The sequence below is a fragment of the Prevotella bivia DSM 20514 genome, from assembly GCF_000262545.1.
GTDB classification, from domain to species: domain Bacteria; phylum Bacteroidota; class Bacteroidia; order Bacteroidales; family Bacteroidaceae; genus Prevotella; species Prevotella bivia.
Genome location: NZ_JH660660.1, coordinates 738,090 through 751,301, shown reverse-complemented (window position 1 = coordinate 751,301; position 13,212 = coordinate 738,090). Strand labels below are relative to the sequence as shown.

Below are 13,212 nucleotides of genomic sequence, written 5' to 3'. Positions count from 1 at the left end.
TTAGAATTTACCCATTATTCCGTTATAAATCATATTCAATGCCACCAAAGCAATAGCTACCGAGAAGATCTTTCTCAATACGCTTACATTCATACGTTTAAGCAATCGAGCCCCCGACATCGAACCTGCTAACACGCCAATGATAATAGGAAAGGCTATACCTGGGTCGATATATCCCCGTTGAAGATAAACCACTGCCGAAGCAACGGCTGTAACGCCAATCATAAAGTTGCTAGTGGTGGTGCTAACCTTAAATGGTACTTTCATAGCAGCATCCATTGCTAATACTTTCAAAACGCCACTACCAATACCTAATAGTCCCGATAGCACACCTGCACTAAGCATAATCGAGAAGCCACCAGCTACATTGGTGAGCTGGTAACTCTTCATGCCCTCTTTGGTGGGATAGCTACCGTAGAGTTGTAACTTTTTAGCCATTGTGCTTCCTACAACATTTTCGTGATCCACTTTGCGACGTTGCTGAAGGACGGCTGTCATAATCATTACAACACCAAAAATAACGGCAATGATATTTGTAGGCATCCAAATAGCGATGAACGCTCCACATACAGCCCCAATGGTGGTTGCAATTTCGAGGAACATGCCTAGTCGGATATTCGTAATACCTTCGCGCACATAGGCACTAGCCGAGCCTGAAGAGGTTGCAATAGAGGCTATAAGGGCTGCGCCAATAGCATAGTGGAAGTCGATACCGAAGCATAAGGTGAGTACGGGTATCACTACCACTCCGCCACCTAGTCCAGTGAGCGATCCTAATAATCCTGCAAGAAATGCAGCAAGGATCAAGATCAGCGTAAATGTTAAAACTGTCATTATTTTAAAATTTTAAAACAAAGCTAGTGCAAGCGAGCGCAATGAAAATTTATTTTCAAATTGCCGAGTGCCGCCTAGCTTATGCAAAGCTAGTGCCAGCGAGTGCAATGAAAGTTTACTTTCAAATTGCCGAGTGCCGCCTAGCTTATGCAAAGCTAGTGCCAGCGAGTGCAATGAAAGCTTACTTTCAAATTGCTGAGTGCCGCCTAGCTTATGCAAAGGTAAGTAAAAGATATTCAATGAAGTAGTAAAAGTTTGTCTTTTTGCTGGTAAAAGATAACCTTTCGATAAGTAAAACATAAACTTTTGTGTGCAAAAATAATTTATTTTTGTTTTATTTTTAATTTGATTTTAGTGTAAAAATAAATTAAAAATACTTTTCAAAGATAAGCTTTTATCAGATTAAAGGTTACCTTTTATCGCAAGAAAGGTGATTGGTTATAGTGAGGAAGATAGTTTTTTATTAGATTTTACCTAGGCTATAACCTTACATAAGACCATTTTATACTGGCTTAGCACGTAATTTGGGAGAATTAGTTGTATAATAAAAAAAGGGAAAAAGACCGTGAAGCCTTCTTCCCTCTGTATGCTTAACTTCTAAAATATTCAGAAGTTGTTTGCGATTAAAGTTGTGGACCAGCAGCAACAAGAGCCTTACCAGCCTCGTTACCTGTGTACTTAACGAAGTTCTTCTGGAAACGACCAGCAAGATCTTTAGCCTTCTCTTCCCACTGTGTTGCGTCAGCGTATGTGTCGCGTGGGTCAAGAATGTTAGTATCAACACCTTCAAGCTGTGTAGGAACTACGAAGTTGAAGAATGGGATAGTCTTTGTAGGAGCTTCGTTGATAGCACCACTCAAGATACCGTCGATGATACCACGTGTGTCCTTAATAGAGATACGCTTGCCAGTACCGTTCCAACCAGTGTTCACCAAGTAAGCCTTAGCACCGTTCTTCTCCATCTTCTTAACCAATTCCTCAGCATACTTAGTTGGGTGAAGCTCTAGGAAAGCCTGACCGAAACATGCAGAGAAAGTAGGAGTTGGCTCAGTAATACCACGCTCTGTACCAGCTAGCTTAGCTGTGAAACCAGATAGGAAGTAGTACTTAGTCTGCTCAGCGTTAAGGATAGATACTGGAGGAAGTACACCAAATGCGTCAGCAGAAAGGAAGATAACTTGCTTCGCAGCAGGACCTGCAGAAACTGAATGCTTCTTTAATACGATATTCTCAATGTGGTTGATTGGATAAGAAACACGAGTGTTCTCAGTTGTGCTACCATCAGCAAAGTTGATCTTACCGTCAGCAGCAACAGTAACGTTCTCAAGAAGAGCGTTGCGCTTGATAGCTGCGTAGATGTCTGGCTCAGACTCTTTGTCAAGGTTGATAACCTTAGCGTAGCAACCACCTTCGAAGTTGAATACACCATTGTCGTCCCATCCGTGTTCGTCATCACCGATTAAAAGACGCTTAGGGTCTGTTGACAATGTAGTCTTACCTGTACCAGAAAGACCGAAGAAGATAGCTGTATTTTCACCGTTTAGGTCGGTATTAGCAGAGCAGTGCATAGAAGCGATGCCCTTCAATGGCAAGTAGTAGTTCATCATAGAGAACATACCCTTCTTCATTTCACCACCGTACCATGTGTTAAGGATAACCTGCTCTTTAGTTGTTACGTTGAAAGCAACGCAAGTTTCAGAGTTCAAACCTAGTTCAGCAAAGTTTGTAACCTTAGCCTTTGAAGCGTTATATACGATGAAGTCTGGCTCCTGAGCTAGTTCTTCGTCGTTAACTGGCTTGATGAACATGTTTGTAACGAAGTGAGCTTGCCAAGCAACTTCAACGATGAAGCGAATCTTCATACGTGTGTCCTTGTTTGCACCACAGAAACCGTCAACGATGAATAGGCGCTTGTTAGAAAGTTCTTTCTTAGCTAGGTCGTTAACAACAGCCCAAGCCTCTTCAGTCATCTTCTTGTTGTCATTCTTATATTCATCTGATGTCCACCATACAGTGTTGCGAGAGTTGGCATCATCAACAATGAACTTGTCCTTAGGAGAACGCCCAGTGTAAACACCTGTCATAACGTTAACTGCACCAAGTTCTGTTTCCTGACCCTTTTCAAAGCCTTCTAGGCTTGCCTTAGTTTCTTCTTCGAACAATGTTTCGTACGAAGGATTGTAAACAACTTCTGTTGTACCTGTAATACCGTACTTTTCTAGTACGCTCTTATCAAACTGTGCCATTTTATAAAATGTATTTAGTTGGAAAAATAAATTCTGTTGTTTCCGAAGTGTGTTATTTTTTACACACCGCAAAGGTAGCATTTTTAATAAACTTGCCCAAAGATTACGCTTATAAATTCTATCAAAGAGAGATAGAAGTAGGTTAAATAATTAAAAATTATTACACGGGTGTTTATAATTGCTAGTTGTGTATTGCAAAATAGAAAGGAAATTAGTACTTTTGCCAAAATTTTGTAATTTGCTTAACGAAAGTGGGCACTTCAACACCTAAATGAAAGAATGGAAATTATTAATTTCTCGGAGAACAACTCCATTATTAATCAGTATCTCGCAGAGATTCGTGATAAGGATTATCAGAAAAATCGTTTATTATTCCGTAACAACGTTGTACGTATAGGAGAGTTTGAAGCTTTTGAAATTTCGAAAACTTTGCATTACGAAGCAAAAGATATCACAACTCCTTTAGGTGTAGCTAAGGTTAATGTTCCTTCAGATAAGATTGTTTTAGCGACTATCTTCCGTGCAGGTCTTCCTTTTCATAATGGTTTTCTTAATATTTTTGATCACGCTGGCAACGCTTTTGTCAGCGCTTATCGTGAATATACGGATAAGGATCATCACGAAGTGGGCATTCATGTGGAGTATTTGGCTACCCCAGATATTAATGGAAAAACATTAATTATTGCCGATCCTATGTTGGCTACAGGTGGCTCTATGGAACTAGGGTATAAGGCTATTCTTAGCAAAGGTACTCCAAAACATGTACATGTGGCTTGCGTTTTGGCTACTCCAGAGGGTATTGCTCATATTAAAAAGACTTTCCCAGATAGCACTACTACTATATGGTGTGCAGCTATTGATGAGGGACTAAATGAGTATAAATACATCGTACCGGGCTTCGGAGACGCTGGTGATCTTTGCTACGGCGAGAAAATTTAATAAGATAGTTAGCCCTTGGCTAGCTATGAAGAATAGAGATAATGCGTGCATTGTCTCACACAAAGTTTCGTTTTAATACCATTTGTGTGAGGCTATGTGCGCTTTTTCTTTTTAATCGTAAGTTTATATGGTGAAGGAAATACTAACGATTGGTGGTAGAGATTGCATTGTTCAAGGAAGCAGTAATGCTACGATAGTACTTATTCAGCCTGTGGATGGGCATGATATAGAGGAACTTGACAAGCTTATAGCTTATCTTCTTGCCCATACAGCGCAGTCGTTTCTGCATGTAGCTGTGCCTATCAAGCGATGGAATGAGGAGCTAACGCCTTGGCAAGCACCGCCGGTCTTTGGTAAAATTCCTTTTGGTAATGGTGCTTCAGCTACTTTGTTTTATATAGAACGCGAGCTTATTCCTTTTCTAAATGAAGCTTATTCTTTTCAAAATACAACACAATTTGTTCTTGGTGGATATTCTTTAGCAGGCTTATTTGCACTTTGGGTGGCATATCAACCTTCTGTTTTTATTGCCACAGTGTCGGCATCCCCTTCTGCATGGTATAAAGATTGGCTAGCTTATGCGGAGCAGCATCAGCCAAAGGTATCGCATATTTACCTTAGTTTGGGTGATACAGAAGATCATACTAAGACAAAGATCATGCAAACAATCAAGTTAGATGTTTATCGTCTTGCTGAAATATTCAAACAAAAAGGTGTTGATACAATCTTAGAATGGAACGCTGGAAACCATTTTCAAGACAATGGTACACGTACAGCAAAGGGGTTTGTGTGGGCGATGAAAAGTATAGATTGTTGAATAATAATAGTGAAGTAGTGCTTAAATAACTAGTTGTATAATATTTATATTCGTTAGATATAAGAGGAATATTTTTCTTTTTATGGGTACTAACTACTTAATTTACAGCTCTTAATTTTTGCTTTTTAATAATAATCTTTACCTTTGTAAATCTTAAAAGAACTTGTTATATTATGAATAAAAGAGTATTGTTGTGTTTAGCACATATGTCTGGCAATGAACAGAAATATATTCAGGAAGCCTTTGAGCAAAATTGGGTAGTACCATTGGGACCTAATGTTAACGGTTTTGAAGACGATTTGAAGCGTTTTTTTACATCTAAACCAACTGCTAAAACGTATGCAGATGAGGGTTATCCTAAAAGTATTGAAGCGCATACAACTACTTCGGAAGGACTTTGGCAGGAGCAGTTTGATGAATTGCAAGGAAAAGAGGTTGTAGCGCTTTCGTCAGGAACATCTGCTGTTCATCTTGCATTGGTAGCACTTGGTGTAAAGACTGGTGATGAAGTGATTTGTCAAAGTTTCACATTCTGTGCCTCATCTCACCCTGTTACTTATCAAGGAGCAACTCCTGTGTTTGTCGATTCTGAGATAGATACTTGGAATATGGATCCTATCTTATTAGAAAAAGCGATTAATGATCGTATTGAGAAAACAGGTAAGAAGCCTAAAGCCATTATAGTTGTATATCTATATGGTATGCCTGCAAAGCTCAATGAGATTGTGGCTATTGCTAAGAAATATGATATACCATTGATAGAAGATGCAGCCGAGGGGCTAGGTTCACGTTATAACGAGCAAGCGTGTGGCACTTTTGGCGAGTATGGTGTAATGAGTTTTAATGGTAATAAGATGATAACTACTTCTGGTGGTGGTGCTTTGATATGTCCAAATAAAGATGCTAAGACAGAAATAATGTATTATGCTACACAAGCTCGTGAGTCTTATCCTTATTATCAGCATGTACACATTGGCTTTAATTATCGTATGAGTAATATTTGTGCAGGTATTGGTCGTGGACAGATGACGGTACTTGACGAGCATATTGCGCACCATCGCCATATTGCTCATCTATACGAGGCAGCTTTCAAAGATATCGAAGGAATTACTTTTCATGGCAATCCAAGCGCTGAATACGACTCAAACTTTTGGTTGAATACTATTCTTTTAGATGAGAACCTCAAGGTAAAGGGTGAGGAAAATGCTTATAAAACCATTATTACAGGTGCTGTTGGAGGTGCTGCCGGTGTGGTACATACTGCGGAAACAGCTCATACCGACTGTGAACCTCATAACAATGTAGAAGCTATGCGTGTGGCTTTGGATAAAGCTAATATAGAGGCACGTCCACTTTGGAAGCCTATGCACAAGCAGCCTGTTTATGCTTCATGCCCTGCTTACGACAATGGAGTGAGCGTTGATCTCTTTCATCGTGGGTTATGCTTGCCAAGTGGTCCATTAGTAACCGATGACGATGTAGCCTATATAGTGCAATCAATTAAGGAGGCAATAGCTTAATAAGATCCTTTTATCGACTAGTTATATACCCAAAGCAGCGACTCTTATCACAAAGGGTCGCTGCTTTTGGTATTATTGGGTGAGTATTTATTTCTTTAAATACTACCTATCTACCATCTAAATTCTTCATATCTACCAACTTTTTAGCTTCATCTGTCAAGTAACAATAAATATCCTTATAGCTAATCGTAAACTCTGGCATACCAATGACGTAAGGACCAATTTCATACAGACCATATACAAAGGTAATTCCCTTAGCGGTAAAGTAAGGTGAAGCAGATGGTAAGGGTATTATGTTGTTATCTTCTAGCGATAATATCTCTACCACATCGCTTTCTAGAGTATCACCTTCTTGCGTGAGATAACGGGTTAATCCTTGCTTTAAAAGCTCTTGCATACCCTCTACTTGGGTGGTATCTATGATGTAACCCAACTGCTTTCCCGTCGCTTTGTCAAGCATAAAAGCATGTGAAGAAGCTGCACCATGTGCGCCACCAAAGAAACCATAGGAGTCGACAAGATAGGTTATAACCTGCTTATTTTCATACTTCTTTAATATTCCAACGTTGTGTTCGAGTTGTAGTGTGCGCGAATCGTTATAATCACAGAGAGACTTTAGATTGTCGTAATAAGCCTCGCTATAAAATTTTGCAAGCTTGTTAGCATCGGTAAGCGAGCCTTTAAAGCAAACTATATGTGTACTATCTTCTGTGTAATAGAATGAGTCGTAAAGCGCTCTATTAATATTTGCTCGCAAAGAGTCCATCAGACATTGTGGTCCCGCCACGGGATAATCTATTTCTACATCACCCATACAGACAGAGTCGGATGTTGTTTGATGCACCCGCTCTGTCCTTATAGTGTCAGCTTCATAAGCCATTATCGCCTTATTACCTTTGTATCCAAAGGCTATAATAACAGTTAATATGGCTAATGCCAATATAAAATTTCTTTTGCTCATCATTATTTTCTCCTAATATTATAATGTAAAGCGATATACTAATGAGGATGTGAGCTACAGAACAATTTTTATACTAGTGCTTTACGCTCCTTGTTTAACGTGCATCCGTGCTTCTACTACATTGATAGCATAGTCGCCAAGTTTTTCACATTCTTGGATAATATCCATATACATAGTACCGATGGCGTAAGTATATTTGCGACTATTAATGTCTGTTATATTCTGATCGCGCAACTGATTGCGGAAGTTATTAATCTCGTTTTCTATCATGAAAGCACGATTAAGATCATTATCCTTACGCTTTATAATCAGTTTATCCATTTGTGAAAGCGCACTGTCTGTGAGTTCAAACATCTGCTCAATATGGCTCAGTTGCTCATCGGTAAAGTTTTCATTTTTATAGCTACGTTTACGATTTATGGTACGAGCTAGGTTATAGCATGAGTCGCCAATGCTTTCTATTTCACTAATCTCACGCAACATATCGCGCACCTTCTCCTTTGTTTCATCACTAAGGTGGGCATCGCTTACATGGTCCAGATATTTTGCAATTTCTACTTCCATATTGTCAGATATGCGCTCATACTTTTCTATTCGCTTATACAGCTTATCAAATTTGCTCTCGTCATTAGTATATAGCAACTCACGTACCATAGTAAACATTCTGTGAATACGCTCTGCAAAGGACTGTATTTCTTTGGATGCCTCTAGTACAGATAATTCAGGAGTTTTCATAATGCCTACTTGGATGAAGCGTAAACGGAAATCGTCCTCTTCTTTTTTATTCTTATTCTTGATGAATAGGCATACTATCTTCTCAAGTTGTGGTATAAACCAAATGAGGATAAATGTATTTGTTACGTTAAAGCAGGTATGAAATGCTGCAAGTGCTATAGGAAGAATGCTTGTACGCTGGGCAATGGTCAATGTGTCATTAGTAGGATCATATCCCACAAAACCACATACTAAATCAACGAATGGATAGAATAAGCACATCACCCAAGTTACACCTATTACATTGAACAATAGATGGGCTAGTGCTGCTCTACGTGCTTGTGTGTTTGCTCCCAAGGCTGCAATGTTAGCGGTTGCTGTGGTTCCTATATTCTCTCCCATAACGAGGGCAATACCGAAGTAAATGGGCAGTACACCTGTAGAGCAAAGAAGAATAGTTATAGCCATAACGGCTGCAGAACTCTGAACAACACAAGTAATAACCGTACCTATGAGTAAAAACAATAATATATTGCTGTGGCTGCTTGTATCGAAAGAAGAGAAAAACTGTATGGCTGCAGAATTATGAGATAAGTCGAGCTTGTTTCCTGCATCGCTCAAGAGTACGAGGGAGAAGAAAAGAAAGGCAATACCAAATAGGAAGTCGCCAACATATCTTCTTCGCTGACTGAAAATAAGAAGGATGCCTAAGAAAAAGGCTGGATAAATGGCAATGGTAAGATCAACACGAAAGCCTAACGACATAATCCAAGCTGTCAGCGTAGTACCTATGTTGGCACCCATAATAACGGAGATGGCTTGTGCAAGGGTGAGAAGTCCTGCATTTACAAAGCTCACTGTCATCACTGTGGTGGCTGATGATGATTGGACAGCACATGTAACGAAAGTTCCTGTGAGCATTCCTGTGAAGCGGTTGGTAGTCATAGCCCCAAGAATGTGGCGCAACTGTGAGCCAGCCATCTTTTGTAAGGCTTCGCTCATTGCTTTCATACCATACATAAGTAGTGCTAGCGACCCTAGTACTTGCATGAATATGAGCATGTAGTGATTTGTATTCATAAAAGTGTTGTCTCGAAAAACTTAATTTTTCCTATATTCTGATGCAAATTTACAAAAACATATCACGTGTTACAAAGATATTAAGTGTTATTTTTCTGTCGAAAAAAAGATTTCTCTCAATTAAATTGATTAACTTTACATAAGTTAGGCTGCACTCGGAAATACTTGAAAGTAAACTTTCGTATTTCGCTCGTTTGCACTAACTTTACATAAGTTAGGCTACACTCGGAAATACTTGAAAGTAAACTTTCGTATTTCGCTCGTTTGCACTAACTTTACATAAGTTAGGCTGCACTCGGAAATACTTGAAAGTAAACTTTCGTATTTCGCTCGTTTGCACTAACTTTTAAAAATAAAAACAGACTATGGGACAGACAATTAGAATTCGTTGTAAAAATAATGGGAAGGTGCTAAATGCTCCTATCGGAAGTACGCTTGCTGAGATTTATAAACAGCTTGATTTAGGTCTCCAGTACGGACCTGTCAGCGCAAGGGTAAATAATAAGGTGGAAGGATTACATTATCGTGTATATCATGATAAGGATATAGAATATTTGGATCTTTACACATCTTCAGGCATCCGTACTTACACGCGGTCGCTCTTTATGGTGCTATGTAAGGCTGTTCACGATCTCTATTCGGGTAGTGAGGTGGTTATTGATATTCCTGTTTCAAATGGTTATTACTGCAATCTTCGTTTGGGACATGAAGTTACCAAAGCTGATGTCGATAAGATAAGAGAGCGTATGCAGCAGATTATTGATGCCCATTTACCGCTTCAGCGTTTTGAGGCTACTACGGAGGAGGCTATTGAGATGTTTGCCAAATTGGGCGATGAGGCTAAGGTAAAACTGTTGAAAAACTCTAGTTCGCTTTACACTGTGTATTATGTGCTTGACGATTACACCGATTATTACTATGGCTCTATGCTCACCAACACGGCTCAGCTCACCCTTTTTGGACTAAAACAATATTATGATGGGGTGTTGTTGCGTATTCCTTCGGTGAAAGATCCCTCGCAATTGGGCGAACTCATCAAGCAAGATAAGATGTTTGAAGTATTTAAGGAACACCACCAGTGGCAAAACCTCTTAGGTATTAGCACAGTGGGCGACTTTAATGAAGCAGTGTCAAAGGGATTGGCTACCGACTTGGTAAATGTGAGCGAAGCATTGCAAGAGAAGAAAATATCACAGATAGCCGACACCATAGCAGCCAATGATAAGGTGAGAGTAGTCCTTATTGCAGGACCATCATCGAGTGGAAAGACCACTTTCTGCAAACGTCTTTCGGTGCAGTTGCTAGCTTGTGGGATAAAACCTATTCAGATTTCGTTAGACGATTATTTCGTTAATCGTGCCGATACACCGAAGGATGAAAAAGGAGAACTCGACTATGAGAGTCTTTATTCGCTTAATATTCCGCTCATCAATGAGCAGTTTAATGCGCTTTTCTGTGGTGAAGAGGTAGAGCTACCTAAGTATAACTTCCAAACGGGCGTGAGCGAGAAGAGTGGTAAACGGCTAAAGATGTCAGAGCATAATATCCTCATCGTGGAGGGTATTCATGCGCTCAACCCTCATCTTACCCAGCAAATACCTGATGAAAAGAAGTTTAAGATATATGCTTCTGCCCTCACTACTATTCTCCTCGACGATCACAACTATATTCCTACTACCGATAACCGCTTGCTTCGTCGCATTGTGCGCGATTATAAGTATCGTGGTTGTTCGGCTAAGGACACTATTCACCGCTGGCCATCGGTGCGGGCGGGCGAAAATAAATGGATTTTCCCTTATCAGGAAGAAGCCGATGTGATGTTTAACACTGCTATGCTTTTTGAACTAGCTGTAATCAAGCAGCAAGCTATTGAAATATTGGAGCAGGTGCCTGAAAACTGCGAAGAGTATGCCGAGGCTTATCGCCTGCGTAAGTTCTTACGCTATTTCTCACCACTTTCTAATAAAAATCTTCCTCCAACATCTTTGCTTCGCGAGTTTTTAGGTGGGTCATCGTTTAAGTATTAAGTAGGGATTGTTGAACCCGAATTTTTAGTAAACTTTATGATGTGATGTAAAAAATATTTGCAGTCCAATTCTTAGACGTGATCTTTCCCATCGCAATACATGACCTTTTGCCCCGCAAAAGGTCATCGTTTGCTAAGCAAAAGGTAACCTTTTTAAACGTAAAAGGTTACCTTTTTGTAATGCTCTGTTAATGAGCGGTATACAGCCTTGTGTTTTGTTTCGTTATGTCGGGTGGGTTGTAAATAATATTCTTAATAGTGCTTGTAAAATGAGTATTACTAAATAGTAAAAACAAGCAATTTATTTAATGTTTTTTTGAACGCTTGCTACCTGCTACCGATACCATTAAATTAAAGGTATTAAGTATGAGGAAAAATATCCAAACTTTATAAGAAGCATGCAGCCAAAAACTAATTATAAGTGCAAGAATGGAAATTATAACATCAATGTATATAAATGGACTTTTACTTGTTAAATTTTTGAAGAAATCTTCTTTATTCTTTGTCAAATACAAAATAACACTAATAACAGCAATTTCAAAACATATCATTGATAGTGAAAAATTGATGTAATAGTACATATCATTTTCTTCAAAGAAGGGCGAGATAGCAAACAATAAAAAGAAAGCACTAAAGAAAAATCGTGGGGTATTATAACTTATTTGTGATTTGCTCATAAGTATATTTTTTTCAAATATAATTATATTCTTTGCAACTAACATCATATCGCTATTTTTTTTGATAAAAATAAGCGTTATCAAGAGAGCATTAGAGTTTGGGTATAGTACAGAATTATATTTACCTACTAATAAAAAAAGAATTAGTAGGCGATTATAATATTAAGGCGCGCGAACTATATGATAAAGGATTAATATCACAAGCTAAATACTATCAGTTGCTTGATGATATGGGCATTAACCGGATGCAGAATGACGAAAAAGTTTGTACTGATTGATGCCGATGTTCGATATTTTATTGAGAATATAAAAAGCGACCACCCTTCGTTCGCTTACGAAAGGTGGTCGCAACTTATTAATTTGGTAACAATGGAATATTATTCTACTTCCCAAATATCATTTGTTTCGAGTAGCTCCATGAAGTTATGATACTTCTTTTGCGCCTTTACTTCCTCGATTTGTGCATTCACAGCAGCATCGTAAGTAGGAGCTTCTACATCGCGGATTACACCCAATGCCACAGGGAAACCGTCTTCGTTGCTCATCATAGCGAGCTTTAGCTGTAAGGTGTCTTCCATACAATGGGCATCGTGGATAAGGATGTCCTCAAGTTTTACACCATTTTCACCAATCTTTACGACCTTTAGTCCGAAACCTTGTTGCATTAATCCGTACTCGTTGTTTTCTCCAAATACCAATGGTTCGCCATGGCGAACATAGATGGCATTGGTCTTACGACCCTCTGAAGAGTAAACAGCATCGTGGCAACCATTGTTGAAGATAACGCAGTTTTGCAAAATCTCACAAACGGCAGCACCTTTATGCTTGTAAGCTGCTTGAAGAATTTTCATTGTTTCAGCGTTGTCGCTAGCCACGCTACGTGCGAAAAACTTGCCACGTGCACCAAAACAAAGCTCGGCAGGGCGGAAAGGATCTTCACAAGTACCGAAAGGACTCGACTTAGATACGAAGCCGCGAGGGCTGGTAGGCGAATACTGTCCTTTGGTCAAGCCATAGATACGGTTGTTCAGAAGGATCATATTCAGGTCGATGTTACGGCGCATAGCGTGGATAAAGTGGTTACCACCAATAGCCAACGCATCGCCATCACCTGAAATTTGCCATACGGTAAGGTTAGGATTGGTAACTTTTGCGCCTGTAGCAACTGCTGCTGCACGACCGTGAATGGTCTGCATGGCGTATGTGTTTACATAATAAGGCAAGCGGCTAGAGCATCCAATACCTGAAATAACGGCTGTTTCGTATGGAGCTACCCCTATTTCTGCCATTGCCTTTTGTAGGCTTGCTAAGAAGAAGTGGTCGCCACATCCTGGACACCATCTAGCAAGTCCCTTTTTATAATCTTGTGCTGTATATGTAGTCATTGTTGTTTCCTCC

12 protein-coding genes are annotated in these 13,212 nt (G+C 39.4%); 5 read left to right on the top strand and 7 right to left on the bottom strand.

Annotated elements, in window-relative coordinates; translation table 11 throughout:
• From PREBIDRAFT_RS05510 to pckA, 3 genes are all read right to left on the bottom strand, one after another.
• Positions 1-834: a sulfite exporter TauE/SafE family protein gene (locus PREBIDRAFT_RS05510; RefSeq protein ID WP_004336693.1), complete on the bottom strand. Its 834-nt coding sequence runs from the start codon at positions 832-834 to the stop codon at positions 1-3.
• 12 nt (positions 835-846) lie between these two features.
• Positions 847-1,134 (bottom strand): hypothetical protein, encoded by a 288-nt coding sequence (locus PREBIDRAFT_RS05505; RefSeq protein ID WP_004339442.1) that lies wholly within the window; start codon positions 1,132-1,134, stop codon positions 847-849.
• Between the two features lie 323 nt (positions 1,135-1,457).
• On the bottom strand, positions 1,458-3,080 hold the full coding sequence (pckA, locus tag PREBIDRAFT_RS05500) for a phosphoenolpyruvate carboxykinase (ATP) (RefSeq protein WP_004337951.1): 1,623 nt from the start codon (positions 3,078-3,080) through the stop codon (positions 1,458-1,460).
• A 279-nt stretch (positions 3,081-3,359) separates the two neighbouring features.
• On the opposite strand from pckA, the gene upp reads away from it, so the two are divergent.
• From upp to PREBIDRAFT_RS05485, 3 genes are all read left to right on the top strand, one after another.
• The gene (gene upp / locus PREBIDRAFT_RS05495) at positions 3,360-4,019 is read left to right on the top strand and encodes a uracil phosphoribosyltransferase (RefSeq protein WP_004337950.1); all 660 of its coding nucleotides are present in this window, start codon (positions 3,360-3,362) and stop codon (positions 4,017-4,019) included.
• Between the two features lie 127 nt (positions 4,020-4,146).
• Complete coding sequence (locus PREBIDRAFT_RS05490; RefSeq protein ID WP_004337949.1) at positions 4,147-4,836, top strand: alpha/beta hydrolase-fold protein; 690 nt, start codon at positions 4,147-4,149, stop codon at positions 4,834-4,836.
• 173 nt (positions 4,837-5,009) lie between these two features.
• Complete coding sequence (locus PREBIDRAFT_RS05485; protein WP_004337948.1) at positions 5,010-6,356, top strand: DegT/DnrJ/EryC1/StrS family aminotransferase; 1,347 nt, start codon at positions 5,010-5,012, stop codon at positions 6,354-6,356.
• Positions 6,357-6,462: 106 nt separating this feature from the next.
• Here PREBIDRAFT_RS05485 and PREBIDRAFT_RS05480 read toward each other — a convergent pair whose 3' ends face one another.
• On the bottom strand, positions 6,463-7,296 hold the full coding sequence (locus PREBIDRAFT_RS05480; protein WP_238295907.1) for an RsiV family protein: 834 nt from the start codon (positions 7,294-7,296) through the stop codon (positions 6,463-6,465).
• Positions 7,297-7,398: 102 nt separating this feature from the next.
• Positions 7,399-9,111 carry a Na/Pi cotransporter family protein gene (locus PREBIDRAFT_RS05475; protein WP_004337945.1) on the bottom strand — a complete coding sequence of 571 codons (1,713 nt, stop codon included), beginning with the start codon at positions 9,109-9,111 and terminating at the stop codon, positions 7,399-7,401.
• A 365-nt stretch (positions 9,112-9,476) separates the two neighbouring features.
• On the opposite strand from PREBIDRAFT_RS05475, the gene PREBIDRAFT_RS05470 reads away from it, so the two are divergent.
• Positions 9,477-11,138: a nucleoside kinase gene (locus PREBIDRAFT_RS05470; protein WP_004337268.1), complete on the top strand. Its 1,662-nt coding sequence runs from the start codon at positions 9,477-9,479 to the stop codon at positions 11,136-11,138.
• Positions 11,139-11,442: 304 nt separating this feature from the next.
• On the opposite strand, the gene PREBIDRAFT_RS05465 is transcribed toward PREBIDRAFT_RS05470, so the two are convergent.
• Positions 11,443-11,862, bottom strand: a complete 420-nt coding sequence (locus PREBIDRAFT_RS05465) for a hypothetical protein (protein ID WP_004339437.1) — start codon at positions 11,860-11,862, stop codon at positions 11,443-11,445.
• A gap of 50 nt (positions 11,863-11,912) precedes the next feature.
• Here PREBIDRAFT_RS05465 and PREBIDRAFT_RS05460 point away from each other — a divergent pair, with 50 nt between their 5' ends.
• Positions 11,913-12,092, top strand: coding sequence for a hypothetical protein (locus PREBIDRAFT_RS05460; RefSeq protein ID WP_004337266.1), 180 nt, complete (start codon positions 11,913-11,915; stop codon positions 12,090-12,092).
• A 99-nt stretch (positions 12,093-12,191) separates the two neighbouring features.
• Here PREBIDRAFT_RS05460 and PREBIDRAFT_RS05455 read toward each other — a convergent pair whose 3' ends face one another.
• Positions 12,192-13,199, bottom strand: a complete 1,008-nt coding sequence (locus PREBIDRAFT_RS05455) for a 2-oxoacid:ferredoxin oxidoreductase subunit beta (RefSeq protein ID WP_004337265.1) — start codon at positions 13,197-13,199, stop codon at positions 12,192-12,194.
• Between the last annotated feature and the right edge of the window lie 13 nt (positions 13,200-13,212).